Genomic DNA, 17,378 nt, shown 5'->3' on the forward strand with positions numbered 1-17,378 from the left:
TAATCATGGACAATTTAAAAATAGCAACTGCTCAATTTGAGCATAGAAACGCCGACAAGGTTTACAACCTGGGCGTCATTGAAAAACTTGCTGCACAAGCCTCAAAAGAAGGCGCTGATGTAATTGCCTTTCATGAATGTGCTGTAACAGGCTATACGTTTGCAAGAAATCTTTCCAAAGAACAAATGCTCGACCTGGCAGAATACATTCCTGAAGGAGACAGCGTTCTCAAACTTAAAGAGATAGCTGGTAAATATAATATTGTTATATTGGCTGGTCTTTTTGAAAAAGATAAAGATGATAACTTATTTAAAGCATACATCTGTGTTGATAAACATGGCCTGGTTGCAAAATTCAGAAAACTGCATCCATTCATTCATCCACACTTAACTGCCGGACACGAGTATTGCATTTTTGAAATTCATGGTTGGAAATGTGGTATCCTTATTTGTTACGACAATAACATCATAGAAAACGTAAGGGCCACTACGCTTTTGGGAGCAAATATCATTTTTATGCCCCATGCTACCATGTGCACGCCCTCGCCCAGGCCAGGAGCGGGCTTTGTCAATCCCGAGCTCTGGAAAAACCGCGAAGCTGATCCCACCTCTCTACGCCTGGAATTTGACGGCATGAAAGGAAGGGCATGGTTGATGAAATGGCTACCTGCAAGAGCTTATGACAATGGCATATACGTTGTTTTTTCCAATCCCATTGGTATGGATGACGACCAGTTAAAAAATGGATGCTCCATGATCATTGATCCCTTTGGCGACATCCTCGCTGAATGCCGATCTTTTGACGATAGTTTTGTTACGGCCACCATTACACCCGAAAAAATTACCAAGGCCGGCGGCCACAGGTATATCAATGCGAGACGGCCAGAATTATACAAAGATATTATTGGGCAAGCGCATGAGGCAAAACAGGTGGTGGTTTGGCTGCATACGGATGAAAAATAAAAAAATATTCAAAAAACGATCACACTATACGCAAAGTCATGTCTAATGAATAAACAATATTCATTAAACTAAAAGAAGAAAAATGGAAAATTCTTTTGACAACATCAGCGTACAAGTGATCGAACTGAACTGTTCATATGAAAAAGCCTTCAGTAACCTGAAAGACCCTTTGTTTCAAAAGGAATGGGGAGTCGGTTTTTTCAAAGACATCACGGAGGAGAACGGGCAGTATATTGCAGATACGCGGTTTGGTAAGATGGTGATGCATATAGATGCAGACGAGGCTACAGGATACATCCATACGTCTATGAACGGGGTAAGAACAAATCCGTCCCTGTTGGTCAGGAACGGAGAAACGAGCTGCGTATATCTGTTCGCGTTATTGAAACCTGAAGCCGCGCCAGTGGAAACCTTCCGCCAGCAAGGCATTCCAAGGTTGGTAGCAGATCTGCAAAGGCTGAAGCACATACTGGAATCCAATTGATCCGGTCATCAGATTTTGAATATTTTTGTATGATGAAAAACAACGAAGCCATAGCGCTATTGGTTTCCCGGGCCATCCAGGGTGATACAACAGCTTTGAACCATTTGCTGGAGGCCATCAGAAAAGATATTTATAATCTCTCCTTTCGCATGACCGGCGATCCTGAAAATGCGAGCGATGCCACCCAGGAAATCCTGCTTCGGATACTCAAGAGTATCGGCACTTTCCGGGGTGGCAGCTCCTTTGAAACATGGGTTTATCGGGTAGCCACCAATTACCTGTTGAGCGATCTTGCTAAAAAAAGCCGCCATATACCTGTTGTCTCTCTCGAATCCCTCGGGCCAATGCTGGAGTCCGGGCTCTCAGAGCCTCCTGCTTCCATGGATGCCGGAGAACGGGAAAAGCTGGCAGCTGAAATCAAGGTGGGATGCAGTTTGGGAATGCTGCAATGTCTGCATAAAGAAAGCAGATTGGTGTATATATTGGGAGAGATCATCGGTATCAACAGTGTGCAGGGAGCAGCCATCCTCGGGATTTCCGGCGATAATTTCCGGCAGAAACTATCCAAGGCCAGAAAAAAAATAACCGGGTTTACTGGTCAGTATTGTGGCCTGGTGAGCAGTCAGGCCAAATGTTCCTGCCATCAGGCAATTAACAGGTCTGTCAATTCCGGATTCATCAACAAAAACAAACTCCGGTATGCTCACGAAGGCGAAGGCAGGTTGCTCGCGGAAAAACTGGATCGCCTGGTAGATAAATCCAGGCTGCTTTTTGCAACGATACCACAATATGATCCGCCTTCGGAGAAACTGGACGCTATCAGGCAAATGCTGGAAACGGCAAAACTATTCCCGGGATAAGTGGACACGTTAATCGAAAGTCTTTTTAAATACTGGAAGTTGTAACTGGTGCAAACAACTTCCAATGCCCCTCCGATACAACATCAACAACACCATCGACCACTTTGATCGCGGTCTGATCATCTATCATATACGATGGCACGGGTATCGTAGCGGCCAGCTTTTCCAGGTTGGCAAGAGAATTTTCCGGAAACCACTCATGGTCCAGGTGCGGATGCAGGGCAAAATCAAGCAGTCCCAGTGATTTATCGCTTTCGGTTGGCAGCGTATGGCCACCATAGGTTGTGCCATAGCGGGTCATTACCATACTCCCTGCGCTCAAGCCTACGTATACCGTCTTGCGCAGCAGCGACGGCAAAAGCGCTGCCAGCCCGGATTGCAGCATCCAGTAGGTCAGATATTGGCAGTCGCCTCCGCCTACCAATAAGGCGTCCGTCTCCTGCAACATGGGAACCCAAAGTTCTTGTTTGATGCTGGGCAATGCAGTAAGCTCCAGTATTCCCAACGACTTCCAACCCATTTCGCAGAAGGGATCGCCCAGCGATCCTTTCATCACGTTTCGTGCAATGTCGGCGCCACCTTGCAACGCATATATCGCTGTGGGTATGAAAAGCGCGCTCGCCTCTGTGACCGGTTTACCCAGGAGATCAACCAGCGCCTGATGGATGCTTTTGTTGCTGATGCCGGCGGAAGTAAGAAGAAGCTTCATAATTTTTCTCTTATTGCGAAGATGGGACAATATAGACGAAAATAACCGTACTTCGTTGCCAAATGATTTTATATTGTCTGCTATGATAGATTCATCTCATGCCTGGAAACACATTCACACCGTCACGAATTTTCAGGACCTTGTTGCTACGCCCTTTAAAGGAGACACGAATGCAATCTGCTGGACACGCCAACTAACAGGCGATTTTTCCGAGATTGTTAAAAAGGTAACGCCAAGCGGAAATATAACGGAAATCGAACCAGAAGAGCTTTATGAACTGCAGTTGAGCGAACAGGGACAGCTTGCCCGTGCAATACTTTTGAATGACCTGAAGCTATTGAAAGCTCATGGCGCATCGCCCGTCCTTAATCTGATCAAGCACTATGAGCGGGACAATACCTACCCGTTTTTTCCAACTGATGTTTATTCCTTTCATGTAGACCGCTCTCCCATACCAACCGATACCTTTTTATGCACCTACTATGGCGAGTCCAGCGAGATATTACCCAATTCACAGGGCGAAAAGAAAGTACTTATTCCAGCCATACGTGATGAACTCAGAAAACTGTATCATGGAGCAGATGAGGGTTTTGAGTCTTTCTTAAAAGAACATTTTTTTGATCTGCACTATCAGGCCAAAGCTGATGCACGTCCCATCAGCCTGGGGCTTGGTCACCTGTGGCGGTTGGCGGTTGATCATCCTGGAAGCCAGGTTCCTCCTTGTCTTCACCGTGCGCCGGAGGAAAAACCTGGAGAGCACAGGCTGTTGCTGATTTGTTGAATGTGCAATATTTTTCGTTAATTGCTCTGAAAGTCTGAAAAAGACAGGCATCAAATATATAATAATGACACATCAGCAGATCCTGGATAATCTAGCGGCCAGACATCTGGTACAATCCGTTGACGAAGACCTTGCCAGGCTTATCGCCAGGACAATGTCTTATGCGAAACACGACAAAAAGATAGCGGGCGATCCACTCGCCTTCTTTCTTCCGAAAATGCTGTTACGGTGGGATTGTATCCTGAAAGCCGACCATGCCGAAGTCTCCGATAATTACAAACAAAAGGCCATACTTGCCATAGCTGTAAGCCTGCACAAATACGGGTTTGCCGACAAATCCATAACGGACAATGCGATAAAAGCCATTGACAATTTAAATCAATCCGTTGCTTTAAGTGATGATTTTTTCAGAAAGACAGACAAGATAAAAGCCCTTATCAGTAGCCCGCCGGTGGAACTAAAACGAAAACCGGCAACACCCGACAGCATTACTTTTTACAGACCTAAAGATGTTGTCTCCATTCAGTTAGGCAAGAAATATTACTGTGCTTACATTCATGAACTTTCGAGCCCGAATGAAAGCCCGGTTGTTGAGTTCTATGACAGCGTATTTGACAAAGTACCTACGCTCCCGGCCTTAGAAAACATCCAGGCAAAAGGGCGGGTATATAATGATGGCATAAAGCGTATTTCCAAATATTCAATTGCAGGGATGAAGTTTTTACCTGACCTGGCCAATCAGATCAAGTTGGTGAGCGCCTGTGTTGAGACGCCGCCTTCCAACAAAGACCTGCAAGAATCAATTGGGCTATATGCTGTTTGTGACATCTTTGATATCCAGGATGATATTAAAAGGATGTTTGGAGAACAAGACGTATAAAATCCACTATATAAAAAATACGCATGAAGATAAAAGCGCCCACAAATTCAATATTTGTGGGCGCTTGGAAGGATTTAAACTTCTTATGTATCAGGCGAAAGCATAAGGAATTAACCAATTTTATCTGTTAAAACTGCCATGGCCTCCCGTAAATAACTGGCATAAGACGCTGGTACTTCCAATGCAGCAAAGCGTCCGCCTTTAGGCATCTTAGTATAGAATTGGAGATTCACCCTTCTTTCAGCCCATTCCCGCGGCGTATCACTGTCAGCAGGGAAAATAGCCACAGCGGTGGGAGCTTTCACTGGCTGTATCGGGGCGGGAAATCCCTGTGCATACATGGCGTGCATATCGGCCGCGTATCTGCGAATAGAGGTATTTATCGTGCCTGTAACCCAATAGATCATGATGTTGGTCAGGAGCTCATCTTTGGAAAAGCTGTTCTCTATATCTCCTCCGGTATCACTCCAGCTATAAAATTTTTCCAGTATCCAGGACGCAAGGCCTACCGGACTATCATTTAGCCCATAACCCAGTGTCTGTGGTTTTGTGGACTGAACCATATTGAAAGCGCCTTCTGCAAAGAACCAACGCTGTATCTTCTGTCCGAACTCCTGCTCTGCCGGGCTAAGCTTCGACCAGTCTTCCGTTCCATTAGGGTAACCGGTATCAGTGAGGTAGATACCTTTGACCTGATCAGGGTACTGGTTGGCCAGGGATGTCGTCACGGCGTAGTCGCCACCTGCATAGAAATCCGAATAACCTAATACATCAGTCATCAGTTTTCCCCATAGCCTGGCGGTCTCTATGGATGGTAAGGTTACGGGGTCTGAAAATCCGTGCCCGGGCATCGACGGTATGATCAGGTCGAAGGCGCCGTCCTCAGTCAACAAGGGAATGATTTTATAAAACCGTTGAAAACTATCCGGCCATTCATGTGTGAGGAGCAAGGGCCGGGCTCCTGTTCCCTTTCCTTTTACATAGATAAAATGAATACCGGTTCCATCGATCTCCGTTCTATAGTTAGGAAATCTGTTCAGCAATTCCTCTTGCTGCCGCCAGTCGTAGCTATGCTGCCAATAGTCCACCAGTTGCCGTAAATAATCGGGATTCGTGCCGTAATTCCAGCCGGCATTATCCGGTTCATCCGTCCAGCGTGTCTGAGCCAGCCGTGCTTTAAGATCATCCAATACGTTTTGTGCCACATTAATCTGGAAAGGTGTCATCTTTTGCATAGTTATTTATTTTTTTCTGATTGAATACAAAGCTCGAAATGGTGAGTGACAACAGTATGTCAGTAGTTGGATATTGCTTAAAGATTTATTTTAACGCGGTGAATTTTTAAAGGTTCCAGATATAGGCGCCAGGCGCTGTGGAGGATATTTAATTTGGGGCATACGGGTTCATATTAAACACAAGGGCAATCAGTACAAAAAAAATTTTCTCCATAGGAATGAGCTACATCAACAATCATGTATTTTACAATTATACAGTATTTATTAAAGAAAATCTATTTCAGCCTGATTTTTTGTCTTTTGCCAGATAAATCTGTTGGCGTCAGCCCGAACCGCTTTTTGAATGAAAATGAAAAATGAGATAACGTTTCAAAGCCGAGATCCAGATAAATATCTGATGGTTTCATACTTTTCTTGTCAATGAGGAAATATGCTTCCTGCAAGCGCCTCGATATCAGCCATCGGCTTGGCGTTTCATGGAATATTTGTCCGAAATCCCGTTTAAATGCGGATAAGCTTCTTCCTGTAAGAAAAGCAAAACGTGCTATGCTGACATTAAACGCATAATTACGAACCATAAACTCCTCCAGGTTGATTTTTGCGGGGATACCAAAATCAAAAAACAGGCCTGCAAGTTCGGGTTGTTGCTGCAACAGGATCAATATTAATTCTTCACGTTTCAGGTCCCCAAAAGGTTCGCTTATTTTTCCCTGGCTATATATTTGACGTAACGATACAATATAATTATTCAATAACTCGCTGCCGGTTACCGGAATGCAGGTTTCAGTAGAATCGAATTTTATTATCGTTGGTTTGTGTTTGTTATAAAACGTTTTAAGGAATGACTCATCAAGAGTAAGAATTACCTTATCCAGTTCACCATCCTCTCTCATCTTATAATAGCGTCCCAACCTGTTCTTATGGGCGATGCAGCTTTGCCCGGAACGGAGCTCCAGGTATTTACTTCCGTCATAAAGCACCACAACTCCCTTCACCACATACACGAAATAGTGTTCGTCAATAAAATGCTGAGATGAAATTTCATCCATCACATATGTTGAATTTACACTCATAGCGTTCCTCATAGTAAATGAAATTACTCTATTTTCTGCAAGAACGCTCTTGTTTCTGTAACAACGCGATCCTGAAATTGGGGGTCGCACGATAATGCTGAACCTTGCATGGGCTCACCTTTTTCATCAAAGTAAATGCCCGTCTGTCCCGTTTCATTCATTAGTACCTTTGCGATAACTTTTGCTGATTTTTCAGGTGTGCTGCTGTAGTGCGAGAAAGGTGGTATGATAGCCATAAGGTGGCCAAATACAGCGCGCACAATTGAATTTGTGCTTTCACTACCCAGACCTGTGCCACGGGTTATTCCTGGTTCTACGGCATTAAAATGTAGTCTTTTATTTTCACGCGCAAGGGCCATGGTAGCGGCGAGTATACATTGCTTCGATGTGGCATAAGCATCTATGCCCGCTATTTTTGATCCGCCTTCTTTCCACTCGCCACGGGCGCTTGCCTCAACTGAAATGTAACGTCCGCCACGCATGCCCATGATTTTTGCGGGCTTGCGTTCCGGATCTTCAATGGCAGAAGCTATAGACACCACGTTCGCCCCATCAGGCAGGCAGGGTGATAATGCTTCTGTAAAAGCGAAAGCGCCAAGATAATTGGTGGCAAAAGTCATGTCCCAGCCTTGTGCATTTTTGCTGGCTTTTGATGGCATGATACCTGCGTTGTTAACTACGCCAGCCACAGGAAGCTTTAGGGCATCTATTTGTTCTGCTGCGCTTCTGGCTTTTGTAATGTCTGATATGTCACATATTATGCTTACTGCCTTTTGTCCAAGTCCTTCGATTGTTTTTTGTACCTGACCAAGCTTATCGCGGTTTCTGCCTACAAGAATTACCGCGCCATATTTGGCTAGCTCTAATGTAGTGGCATAGCCTATCCCGGATGTGGGGCCTGTGATTACATACGCTTTTGCTGTTTTCATTGCTATAAACTTTATAGCACAAAGGTCAGCGTGAAATCGTAAACCGGCTTTCCTGAAAAGTCCAAAGTTATTGTCCTGAAAAGTCCGTAAAATAAAACAGCACCTGCGAAATGATCGTAGGTGCTGTTTAGTCGGATGAAAAACTGGAAAAAATCAAGGATTTCCGTTCAGAATCTAAATATTATTTTTGAACAAATAGCCTGTATGAAAAGGCCGGATACAAAGCAGCCGGGCATAGACAAAATAACCGTAGCCTGCCTCGGTTCCAGTACGACGGCGGCCAAAGGGACATTTAACTGGATAGCCGCGCTGGAAAGCAGACCGCGGAATAAACCGTTTCATTTCATCAATTTTGGCGTCGGCGGCGACCTTGCTTATAATACATGCCAGAGGTTAAGGCAAGTAGTTAATAGCAATCCGGACTACGTCATTATCATTATCGGCAGCAACGACATACTGTCGATTGTCTTTGATAATGTCCGGCGTTTATACAAGCGCTGGAAACATCTGCCGCAGGAGCCATCTCCCGAATGGTTTCAGCACAACCTTCAGATCATCATTCAACGATTAAAACAGGAGACACCTGCTCGCATTGCCATAGCATCGCTCGCTCAGGTTGGTGAAGACCCATATCCCATTCACCCTGTGCAGAAACAGCTAAATGACCTTTTCAGGCGCTTCTCAGAGATCATCAAGAAAACGGCGCAGGCCGAAAACGTCGCCTACATTCCATTTTACGAAAGGTTTCACGAACAGATTATTGCTTCGCCTGGACAAGCTTTTACAAAATTCAGATTCCTGCCCTTCTACCGCGATTATCTTTTCCGCGAATTTATACTTGGATACAGCTTTGATAAGATCGCTCGCATAAACGGATGGAAATTTCATATAGACGGGGTGCACCTGAACACGCGGGGCGGCATGATATTAACAGACCTCGTGCAAGGTTTTCTATATAGAGGATATGGAAAATCTGCCCGATGATTAACCTACCAGGTTTACATACGTCTCTTGCTCCTGCTCTCGCTGATCGCGAGCTTCCTGTTCGTCTACCTGTATGAAAAGGTCATGATTTCGCGGGAACTGGCTACAGCATGGGATTGTGGCAATATCTCTAAAAAAGAATCTTTGCAAAAACTGGTGTTTCCTGAAGGGGGTATCCTATAAAAAGGACAGGATGGTTTTAAAACCATCCTGTCCTTTTTTGTCGGGATGACTGGATTCGAACCAGCGGCCTCTTCGTCCCGAACGAAGCGCGCTACCGGGCTGCGCTACATCCCGATCGGGAGAGGGCAAATTTAACAACCTTTTTGAATTATTGCCAAATTTTTTTCTTTCCTTCAGCCATGTGCCTGCCGGTATCGCCGGAGGGAAAACTACGGGCAAGCATACACTCCGGCAGATCACAAGTACGGAGGAAGGCGGATGCCCCCAGCTACAGATTTCCTTTAGGAATTATCTGTACTCTTACCCCATGAAAGTGCTGATCATTGAAGACGAGCCCGCCCTCAGAGCCACTATCCAGCAATACCTGGCACATCAGAGCTTCATCTGCGAAATCGCCGCAGACTTCCATCAGGCTATGGACAAAGTGAATGAATTTGACTACGACTGCATCGTGGCGGATATCGGGTTGCCCATGGGCAATGCCGACCTTCTATATATCAGACCTTGCAGCCTACAGCCTTATGATCTATACCTGTAAGTAAAACCTCCAGAATGAGCGACAGGCAATCATTACAGCGCCTCTTTATTTTTTGAATTAATAAATGCTTAACAACTTCATTTGTGCGATGCCGTTATTTTCGTAGCTGTCAAAAACCCGTCAACCCATGAAAACAGTCTGTACTTTTTTGCTGCCTTTTGTTCCAATCTTTCTTTACGCACAACATCGTTACCATACTGCCCCCTATGACACGATTATATGGAACTGCGCAGGTGGCCCCCTCTCAGCATGGTGGAATAAAGATGTCCCAGGCGAAATCAGGAGCATGACCGGGGTAATTATCGATGGGGTCAGATATGAGCAGGGCGGTCTCTCTAAGTTAGAGGATATTCCCAGTGGAAGAATTAAAACGCTGATCACGCCCAACAGTCTTGCATTGGTGCGTAGATATTTCACACGTAAATCTATCCGGTTCGTATTGATCGCCACTACCACCAGGTAATCTTAAAATCATGGACAAGCCTAAGACAAAACAATCAGAAGATTAAAAATACAATATAGACATGGGCAATAAAGCCCGATGTACACCAGAAGACAAAAGGACGTGACACTTTATTTCTCTGAATAAAACATTATATTTAGTAGGCTGCACAATACTGTACAGCCTACGTTATCTAATATTGTAGACCCATGAAAACGATCTTCTTTATAACTCTTTTTGTCACCGCTGCCATGCAGTCATTTGCTCAGAAGAAAATAGACCCGACCACGATGAAATCTGACACCTTGATCTATGATTATTCCAACCCCAGTATGCAACAATCAAAGCAGATATGGAATAATTATCTTGCTTCAGAGCAGTTGAAAAAAATAACTGGTGTAGTGATCAACGGAAAGAAATATGAAACTGATGGACTTGATCAGCTGAAGCAAATACCAGAAAATAAGATCAGCCGGATGACGCTTATTAAAGAGCCGGACCAGATAAAGAAATACTTCAGGGATACATTAATCAAGTTTATGTTCGTGGTGGAAACAAAGCAATCAAAAGATTAAAGTATAATATTGGATCGATACCTGGCGCTGTGTATTGAAGAAAACATATCCGGCATTCAAAAATTATATCTTTTATTTTTTATCAACTACCATGAATATTACAGCACGCGCAGGAATATCTACTTTAATTCCACCCGAGGTTGAAGCAGCATAAGCTTTTAATGTTGTATAATCTGCCGGTCCACCGGAAATGCCGGAAGGTCCATTGCCGTTTACATACACTTTTCTAGAAAACTCACCGCCGTCTGTTCCGCCCACCAACGAATACCAATAGAACTTTGCACCGGCATTAAAATTTTTAAATTTCAATTGTGCGGTTTGTGCCGTTGTAGACTGATTAACTATTGTAAGCCCAACCTGTCCGGAGCTAAAGGAATATGCATAGGTAGAAAGGTTATTCCCGCCCGTTACGGAAGTATTGATAAGTCTGTCTCCCAACATTTTTTGAAAGAAATACAGGTAATAAAATGCAGGTCTTGGATTCCATTTAGAGGCACCAGGTTCATCACCAACGTTGTATAATCCCATATCGTTACCATTGCTCCATCCATTGGCAAGATCCCAGCGGGAGGCAAAGCCAAACTTATTTTTCATCAGCTCATTTATCACAAGCACTGCATGCATACCTGATACCTGCGACACCATTTGCATGGAACCAATGGAAGAAATATTATATTCTGTCAGCGCTATTGGCTTTGCAGTTGCACCCGCTGCCGTTACCGATTGTGAAATAATATTGGTCATATCTGAAGTAACCGTAGCAGCTGTTGCAAGTATTACACCTGCCGGGTCATTGGCGTTGAAATTTGTATAGTAATTATGTACAATAAAAAAATCAGCGACATTATTTACCTGGGGAAGCACGCCTGCATTCCATGTTTTTGTAGTCGTTGGTTCCCACGATGCAGGCGAATGCTCTACAAGCTGTGCTCCGATATAAATGCTGACTCCTGTTTCCTTTGCAGCTTTTTGCATGGAGTCAACAAAAACTTTTACATGCCTGCCGTATAAATCGCCGGTAATGAATTCCGGCTGATTGTCCTTATTTTTGCTTTTGTCTATTCTATAACCTGGCTCCCAGCTTCCTGAATTTTCATTACCAATTTCCCAGTATTTCGTTCTGCCTTTATCATACCGAACCCAGTCTGCTGCAAGATGCGCAGCGGCTGCTACAGGGTCTGCACTTGTACCATAACGTGCATAGGCATAGTTCACTGTTATGATTCCTTTATTGCCTGTTTGCTGAAGCATGTTGTAATAGTTATCTACTGAACATGTCCAACTATCTGTATTCATTCCATGCCAGTAATTTTCTGCGTATCTTCCTCCATCTGCATTTACTAAACTATCCGGAACATCTGCAGGCTTTACATCTCTTGGTGTGTTCCAGAAAAATGCATCACTGATACTGCCACCAGGACAACGAATAAAATCAGGGTGTTGATTGGTAATATGAGTTAGTAAGGTGGCGTCTGTGAAATTGCCCGTCCATGTATTGGAATTATTGCCAAACAAGGTGGGGGGAATTTTAGTGACAACCGTTGAAGCATCCACAGTAATTATTGCAGCACCTGTTGCAGGAACCGAGCCATCAACCGAAGCAGGCGCAGTAAAGGTTTTAGGCTTCCAATCGTTTAAAAAGAAGCCGATTGTTTTGGCAATTTCAGGATCTGATGGCGTAACTACGGAGATAGTTGAATCAGCAGGGGCGCCACCGCCACTATCAACGCTTTTTTTACAGGAAGGCTGAAGCGAAATGATTAATAACAACAACAGGATTTTACTAGCAACAATTGCTACTTTTAAGCGCATAATTTATTTTTTTATTCCCTTTAACGATCGAGGTTCCCGTTTATTGTCATTGTTTTTTTGACACGAGCCACCAATCATTTTTTTTCGCGTAACGCTTTCCAAAGGACAATTAAAAGTGAGTGACGCATTCTCGCTTTAAAACGTGAATTTAAATACATAAAATTATTTATGAAAAACTTTCCATTAATGCGCAGAAATCCGGTAAACGAAAAGTGGCAGCAGACGTATTTTCATAACAGTGCTCTTTCTTATCGTTTCTGCTATAAAACTACCCGATGTTCTTTGAAGCATGGTTCTCAAATGTTGCAGATTATGGCAGGAAATGTTACAAATGCCGCTTTTCATAAGATTTTTCCGTGGTTAAGCTTCTTTTAGCTGCCACTTTCAGGAAGATGCTGAATGTGCGGAAGTAAGGCAGCTGCCCCCAGCTACAGATTTCCTTTAGGAATTATCTGTACTTTTACCCCATGAAAGTGCTGATCATTGAAGACGAGCCCGCGCTCAGAGCCACTATCCAGCAATACCTGGAACATCAGGGCTTCATCTGCGAAATCGCCGCAGACTTCCATCAGGCTATGGACAAAGTGAATGAATTTGACTACGACTGCATCGTGGCGGATATCGGGCTGCCCATGGGCAATGGCCTTGATATCGTCAAAGAACTGAAACATATGGAGTCCAAAGCCGGCATCATCATCATCTCCGCGAAAGACTCGCTGGAAGATAAACTCAGCGGCCTCGAACTCGGCGCCGACGATTATCTCACCAAGCCTTTCCATCTCTCGGAACTCAATGCCCGCATCAACGCCATCCTCCGCAGGAAAAAGTTCGAAGGCAACACCACCATCTCCTTTTATGAGATCACAGTGAAGCCCGCCTCCAAAACAGTACTGGTGCACGATAAATCCATCACCCTTACCGGCAAGGAATACCAACTCCTGCTCTACTTCATCGCCAACCAACACCGCGTGGTCACCAAATCCGCACTGGCAGGCCATCTCTGGGGCGATGCCTACGACCAGGCCGGCTCCTACGATTTTATCTACACCCACATCAAAAACCTGCGCAAGAAACTACTGGAAGCCGGCGGCGAAGATTATATCAAAACCGTTTATGGCACCGGCTACCGCTTCGGATAAATGACCGCTCATGAAACTGCTCACAAAAACTACCGTCTATTTCCTTCTGATCATGCTGCCCTTCTTCACGGCAGGCGCATTCTATCTCTTCCATAAATTTAATAAAGAGATCAGGCATGAGATAGATGAAGAGCTGGTCAACGATAAACTGCAATGGATGCGCTACCTCGATACCGCCAGCGTCAACAGCCCGGTATATGGCATCTCCACACCGGAGTTCAACCTCATCCCCACCATCGAGCCTGCGCAACCCAAACATAAACTCAAAGGCGTCACCATTTACCAGGAGCCGGAAGATGCCTACGCGCCCTTCCGCCAGCTCACACAGGTGATCACAGTGCATAACCGCAACTATAAATTGATCTTGCGTAAATCAACGATCGAGAAAGACGACCTGCTGGACAATATCATCAAAGTGATGCTGCTGGCCGTTTGTGGCCTGCTCATATTTGTGCTGGTATCCAACTGGCTGATCAGCAGAAGAGTGTGGAAACCGTTTTACCAATCGCTCGACAGGATACGTCACCTGCAACTCAATCGCATGGAAGCGCAGCAGTTCCCACGTACACGCACACACGAATTCAATGAGCTGAATGCCGCCCTTAACAATATGGCCGCCCGCATCCATACCGACTATGTGAGCATGAAAGAGCTGACGGAAGATGCCGCCCATGAGATGCAGACGCCACTGGCCATCGCACAGAGCAAGCTCGAATTATTATTGCAGGATGATAACCTGTCGGAAGAACAACTCAAAGCCATCGCACAAAGCAGCGATGAGCTGCAACGCTTGTCGCGCCTCAATCACAGCCTGCTGCTGCTGGCCAAGATCGAGAACCAGCAATATCCCGTCAAAGAATTAACCGACCTCTCCGCCGTCGCAGAAAAATACCTGCAATTGTTTGAAGAGCTGATAAAAGAGAAACAGATCAGCGTCAGCACCGCCATCACCAGCCCATCGCTATGGCCGCTGCACCCGGCCCTGGCAGACATACTGGTGAGCAACCTGCTCGGCAACGCGATCAAATACAATCATACCGATGGCGCCATCACCATCCATCTCACAGAAAGTACGCTTACTATATCCAATACCAGCACACTGCCGGAAATACCCGCTGCCAGCCTGTTTCAGCGCTTCAAAAAACATGCGCCGGAACATAGTCATGCCAATGGCCTCGGCCTTGCCATCGTGAAAAAGATCGTGGAAAGCAATGGGCTGGATATCCAGTATCAACACCAGGATAACACCCACAGCTTTGTTGTAAAACAATTTAAATAAAACAGATTTACTCCAGATTCCCTCCGTTCCTTTGCATCGGATTTAATCTATCATTGACTATGCGAATCATCCTGTTAAGCGGTATCCTGCTATGTTTCGGCCTCATGGCCCATGCACAGCGCATCACTGTTCTCGTGAAAGATAATACCACCGGGCAACCGCTCCCCGGCGTTTCTGTACTCAACGAAACCACCAAGAAAGGACAAGCCACCGGCAACGACGGTACCATCAGCATCGCCAGGCAAGACAAAGGCGAGGCCGAGCTGCACTTCACCTTCGTGGGCTACCAGGCCACCGACCTCCTGATACGTTTTCCCTACAACGGTCCCGATACCATCCCCGTGATCATGCGCAGCGGCGGCACCGATATCGGAGAAGTCGTGATCTCCTCCACCCGCACCAATAGCCGCATCGAAGACCTTCCCATGAAAGTGGAAGTGCTGGGTAAGGAAGAGATGATAGAAGAAAGCGGTATCAAACCCGGCAACGTAGCCGGCATCCTCGGCGATCTTTCCGTTATCCATATCCAGAACACCTCCGCCGTAAGCGGCAACAACGCGATCCGCATGCAGGGCCTCGATGGTAAATATACCCAGTTGCTGCGCGACGGGCTTCCCGTTTACGAAGGCCTCAGCGGCAACTTTGGCGTACTGGCCATTCCGCCGCTGGACCTCAAACAGATCGAGATCATCAAAGGCTCCGTATCCACCCTCTACGGCGGCGGCGCTATCGCCGGCATGATCAACTTCATCGCCAAAACGCCTTCCAACAAACCGGAACTCACCATACTGGCCAACCGCACCACGCTCAAGGAAAATAATTTCAATGCCTTCTATTCACAACGCTATGGCAAAACAGGGCTTACCCTCTTCGCCGGCGCTACCACGCAAAACCCTGTGGATGTGAACAACGACGGCTTCTCCGACGTGCCGCGCGTTCGCCAATACACCGTTCACCCGCGCTTCTTCTGGTATCCCAACGAAAAGAGCACACTGGTGGTAGGCTATACCGGCACCTTCGAAAAACGTGAAGGCGGCGATATGCAGGCGCTCGACAAACACCCGGATAACGTGCACACCTATACGGAGGCGAACAACTCCACCCGTAACAGCGTAGACCTGCAATACACCCTCAAAAACCCCGGCGGCGGCACCCTCAGCGCTAAAGGCGCAGGTAGCTTCTATCACCTGGAAAATACAGAAGGCAGCTTCGCACTGGTGGGCAACCAAACCAGCACCTATGCAGAAGTAAACTATAACAAGAAGAGCGGCCGCCACGACTGGGTAGTAGGATTGAACAATACCGGCGAAATCTATCGCCGCGCCACTGGCGACAGCTCCCTGCTCGGCAATTACACATATAACACGATGGGCGCTTTTGCACAGGACGGCTTTCATATCACCGATGAACTGATGGCTGAAGCCGGCGTACGGGCAGATTATCACAATGTATTCGGCTGGTACGTACTGCCGCGCCTCGCATTTGTATACAAACCGGTAGAAGGCCTCTCCATCCGGCTGAGCGGCGGTACCGGTTACAAAACACCGGCTATCTTCACCTCGCAAACACAAACGATCGGCTACCGCAACCTGTTGCCACTGGCCGCCAATGTGAAGTCGGAAAGAAGCCAGGGGCTTAACTTTGACGCCAACTATCACACCAGCTGGGGCAAGGTGGACGTTACCCTTAACCAGGCTTTCTACTATACGCATATCAAGGATCCTATCCTGCCGGTACCTTCTGCCAAAGACAGCAGCAAAGTGCTGTTGCAGAACGCCTCATACGGCGTGAACAGCTTTGGCACGGACACGTATATACGTTTAGCGTACAACCACCTGGAACTGTATCTCGGCTACAACCATACTACTTCCCGCTATACAGACGACGCACATACCAACATCGCCTTTGCGCCGCAGGATAAGTTTGCCAGCACGCTGGCATACGAGATAGAAGAGAAATGGCGCTTCGGTATCGAAAACAGCTGGATGGGCAATCAATACCTTTACAATAACGAAAAGGCGCCCAGCTATTGGTTCTGGGCCCTGATGGTTTCCCGTAAGATCGGCGAACACGTAACGCTGGTATTGAACGGAGAAAATATCTTCGATGCACGCCAGGGCAAGCACGAACCACTGTTCACCGGCCCCGTGAGCAACCCCAGCTTCGCACCGCTATGGGGCCCGATCGATGGCCGCACGATTAACTTTTCTGTGAAGTTTGACCTCTAAATATTGTCAGGAATCCTGATTATTTTCGGATTTATTGATTTACGGATTTACGGATTTGAGGTATGTCTGAAGCCTGCCACAAATCCGTAAATCCGTAAATCAATAAATCCGAAAATATTTTTTCACCCGAAATTCACATCGCATGTGCAGAAAATAAACTTGGCTATGTGCTTAATTTTAGTAAATTTATCTCCCCGGGTAAAATTATTACAAGGAACTCCAAAATCATAACCCGTGCCCGCTTGGATCAAGCATTTCCGACGTTGTTAGTTGCTGAAAGATTGT

Annotated in this window: 17 protein-coding genes and 1 tRNA gene; 12 read left to right on the plus strand and 6 right to left on the minus strand. The window is 45.9% G+C overall.

Translation table 11 applies throughout. From position 1 onward, the window contains the following. Positions 1–5 precede the first annotated feature (5 nt). The 3 genes from FPG75_RS20015 (at position 6) to FPG75_RS20025 (ending at position 2,306) form a co-directional block, all read left to right on the plus strand. Positions 6–962 carry a nitrilase family protein gene (locus tag FPG75_RS20015; RefSeq protein ID WP_143309212.1) on the plus strand — a complete coding sequence of 319 codons (957 nt, stop codon included), beginning with the start codon at positions 6–8 and terminating at the stop codon, positions 960–962. 82 nt (positions 963–1,044) lie between these two features. Next, positions 1,045–1,446, plus strand: a complete 402-nt coding sequence (locus FPG75_RS20020; protein ID WP_143309214.1) for a hypothetical protein — start codon at positions 1,045–1,047, stop codon at positions 1,444–1,446. Between the two features lie 29 nt (positions 1,447–1,475). Beyond that, positions 1,476–2,306 (plus strand): RNA polymerase sigma factor, encoded by an 831-nt coding sequence (locus FPG75_RS20025; protein WP_143309216.1) that lies wholly within the window; start codon positions 1,476–1,478, stop codon positions 2,304–2,306. A gap of 25 nt (positions 2,307–2,331) precedes the next feature. Here the strand turns inward: FPG75_RS20025 and FPG75_RS20030 are convergent, their stop codons facing one another. Then, positions 2,332–3,015 carry a Type 1 glutamine amidotransferase-like domain-containing protein gene (locus FPG75_RS20030; protein WP_143309218.1) on the minus strand — a complete coding sequence of 228 codons (684 nt, stop codon included), beginning with the start codon at positions 3,013–3,015 and terminating at the stop codon, positions 2,332–2,334. 82 nt (positions 3,016–3,097) lie between these two features. Here FPG75_RS20030 and FPG75_RS20035 point away from each other — a divergent pair, with 82 nt between their 5' ends. Both FPG75_RS20035 and FPG75_RS20040 read left to right on the plus strand, forming a co-directional pair. After that, entirely contained in the window at positions 3,098–3,796 is a 699-nt protein-coding gene (locus FPG75_RS20035) for a hypothetical protein (RefSeq protein WP_143309220.1), read from the plus strand. A 64-nt stretch (positions 3,797–3,860) separates the two neighbouring features. Beyond that, the gene (locus FPG75_RS20040; RefSeq protein ID WP_143309222.1) at positions 3,861–4,676 is read left to right on the plus strand and encodes a hypothetical protein; all 816 of its coding nucleotides are present in this window, start codon (positions 3,861–3,863) and stop codon (positions 4,674–4,676) included. A gap of 110 nt (positions 4,677–4,786) precedes the next feature. On the opposite strand, the gene FPG75_RS20045 is transcribed toward FPG75_RS20040, so the two are convergent. The 3 genes from FPG75_RS20045 to FPG75_RS20055 all read right to left on the minus strand — a co-directional run bounded on the left by FPG75_RS20045 (position 4,787) and on the right by FPG75_RS20055 (position 7,913). Continuing rightward, complete coding sequence (locus FPG75_RS20045; RefSeq protein WP_143309224.1) at positions 4,787–5,911, minus strand: epoxide hydrolase family protein; 1,125 nt, start codon at positions 5,909–5,911, stop codon at positions 4,787–4,789. Between the two features lie 275 nt (positions 5,912–6,186). Next, positions 6,187–6,996, minus strand: coding sequence for a helix-turn-helix domain-containing protein (locus FPG75_RS20050; protein WP_236652847.1), 810 nt, complete (start codon positions 6,994–6,996; stop codon positions 6,187–6,189). A gap of 11 nt (positions 6,997–7,007) precedes the next feature. After that, positions 7,008–7,913: an SDR family NAD(P)-dependent oxidoreductase gene (locus FPG75_RS20055; RefSeq protein ID WP_143309226.1), complete on the minus strand. Its 906-nt coding sequence runs from the start codon at positions 7,911–7,913 to the stop codon at positions 7,008–7,010. A 204-nt stretch (positions 7,914–8,117) separates the two neighbouring features. On the opposite strand from FPG75_RS20055, the gene FPG75_RS20060 reads away from it, so the two are divergent. Beyond that, entirely contained in the window at positions 8,118–8,897 is a 780-nt protein-coding gene (locus FPG75_RS20060; RefSeq protein WP_161596862.1) for an SGNH/GDSL hydrolase family protein, read from the plus strand. A 223-nt stretch (positions 8,898–9,120) separates the two neighbouring features. Here the strand turns inward: FPG75_RS20060 and FPG75_RS20065 are convergent. Further along, positions 9,121–9,194 (minus strand) — tRNA-Pro (locus FPG75_RS20065). A 37-nt stretch (positions 9,195–9,231) separates the two neighbouring features. Here FPG75_RS20065 and FPG75_RS20070 point away from each other — a divergent pair. The 3 genes from FPG75_RS20070 (at position 9,232) to FPG75_RS20080 (ending at position 10,635) form a co-directional block, all read left to right on the plus strand. Then, positions 9,232–9,618 carry a response regulator gene (locus FPG75_RS20070; protein ID WP_143309230.1) on the plus strand — a complete coding sequence of 129 codons (387 nt, stop codon included), beginning with the start codon at positions 9,232–9,234 and terminating at the stop codon, positions 9,616–9,618. Positions 9,619–9,745: 127 nt separating this feature from the next. Continuing rightward, positions 9,746–10,081 (plus strand): hypothetical protein, encoded by a 336-nt coding sequence (locus tag FPG75_RS26260; protein WP_143309232.1) that lies wholly within the window; start codon positions 9,746–9,748, stop codon positions 10,079–10,081. Between the two features lie 188 nt (positions 10,082–10,269). After that, entirely contained in the window at positions 10,270–10,635 is a 366-nt protein-coding gene (locus FPG75_RS20080; RefSeq protein ID WP_143309234.1) for a hypothetical protein, read from the plus strand. Positions 10,636–10,707: 72 nt separating this feature from the next. Here FPG75_RS20080 and FPG75_RS20085 read toward each other — a convergent pair whose 3' ends face one another. After that, positions 10,708–12,447, minus strand: a complete 1,740-nt coding sequence (locus tag FPG75_RS20085; RefSeq protein WP_143309236.1) for an alpha-L-arabinofuranosidase — start codon at positions 12,445–12,447, stop codon at positions 10,708–10,710. A gap of 467 nt (positions 12,448–12,914) precedes the next feature. On the opposite strand from FPG75_RS20085, the gene FPG75_RS20090 reads away from it, so the two are divergent. The 3 genes from FPG75_RS20090 to FPG75_RS20100 are packed head-to-tail and all read left to right on the plus strand — an operon-like array spanning position 12,915 to position 17,093. Beyond that, complete coding sequence (locus FPG75_RS20090; protein WP_143309238.1) at positions 12,915–13,586, plus strand: response regulator transcription factor; 672 nt, start codon at positions 12,915–12,917, stop codon at positions 13,584–13,586. Positions 13,587–13,596: 10 nt separating this feature from the next. Then, a complete protein-coding gene (locus FPG75_RS20095) occupies positions 13,597–14,865 on the plus strand; it encodes a sensor histidine kinase (RefSeq protein WP_143309240.1) in 1,269 nt (422 codons plus the stop codon). Between the two features lie 59 nt (positions 14,866–14,924). Next, on the plus strand, positions 14,925–17,093 hold the full coding sequence (locus tag FPG75_RS20100) for a TonB-dependent receptor (RefSeq protein ID WP_143309242.1): 2,169 nt from the start codon (positions 14,925–14,927) through the stop codon (positions 17,091–17,093). Positions 17,094–17,378 lie beyond the last annotated feature (285 nt).

The sequence above is a fragment of the Chitinophaga vietnamensis genome (genome assembly GCF_902167635.1).
In the GTDB taxonomy this organism is placed as follows: Bacteria; Bacteroidota; Bacteroidia; order Chitinophagales; family Chitinophagaceae; genus Chitinophaga; species Chitinophaga vietnamensis.

Bases quoted from the DNA above. Each gene is read 5' to 3' on its own strand.
- FPG75_RS20015 (WP_143309212.1), top strand. From the start codon at position 6: ATGGACAATTTAAAAATAGCAACTGCTCAATTTGAGCATAGAAACGCC.
- FPG75_RS20020 (WP_143309214.1), top strand. From the start codon at position 1,045: ATGGAAAATTCTTTTGACAACATCAGCGTACAAGTGATCGAACTGAAC.
- FPG75_RS20025 (WP_143309216.1), top strand. From the start codon at position 1,476: ATGATGAAAAACAACGAAGCCATAGCGCTATTGGTTTCCCGGGCCATC.
- FPG75_RS20030 (WP_143309218.1), bottom strand. From the start codon at position 3,015: ATGAAGCTTCTTCTTACTTCCGCCGGCATCAGCAACAAAAGCATCCAT.
- FPG75_RS20035 (WP_143309220.1), top strand. From the start codon at position 3,098: ATGATAGATTCATCTCATGCCTGGAAACACATTCACACCGTCACGAAT.
- FPG75_RS20040 (WP_143309222.1), top strand. From the start codon at position 3,861: ATGACACATCAGCAGATCCTGGATAATCTAGCGGCCAGACATCTGGTA.
- FPG75_RS20045 (WP_143309224.1), bottom strand. From the start codon at position 5,911: ATGCAAAAGATGACACCTTTCCAGATTAATGTGGCACAAAACGTATTG.
- FPG75_RS20050 (WP_236652847.1), bottom strand. From the start codon at position 6,996: ATGAGGAACGCTATGAGTGTAAATTCAACATATGTGATGGATGAAATT.
- FPG75_RS20055 (WP_143309226.1), bottom strand. From the start codon at position 7,913: ATGAAAACAGCAAAAGCGTATGTAATCACAGGCCCCACATCCGGGATA.
- FPG75_RS20060 (WP_161596862.1), top strand. From the start codon at position 8,118: ATGAAAAGGCCGGATACAAAGCAGCCGGGCATAGACAAAATAACCGTA.
- FPG75_RS26260 (WP_143309232.1), top strand. From the start codon at position 9,746: ATGAAAACAGTCTGTACTTTTTTGCTGCCTTTTGTTCCAATCTTTCTT.
- FPG75_RS20080 (WP_143309234.1), top strand. From the start codon at position 10,270: ATGAAAACGATCTTCTTTATAACTCTTTTTGTCACCGCTGCCATGCAG.
- FPG75_RS20085 (WP_143309236.1), bottom strand. From the start codon at position 12,447: ATGCGCTTAAAAGTAGCAATTGTTGCTAGTAAAATCCTGTTGTTGTTA.
- FPG75_RS20090 (WP_143309238.1), top strand. From the start codon at position 12,915: ATGAAAGTGCTGATCATTGAAGACGAGCCCGCGCTCAGAGCCACTATC.
- FPG75_RS20095 (WP_143309240.1), top strand. From the start codon at position 13,597: ATGAAACTGCTCACAAAAACTACCGTCTATTTCCTTCTGATCATGCTG.
- FPG75_RS20100 (WP_143309242.1), top strand. From the start codon at position 14,925: ATGCGAATCATCCTGTTAAGCGGTATCCTGCTATGTTTCGGCCTCATG.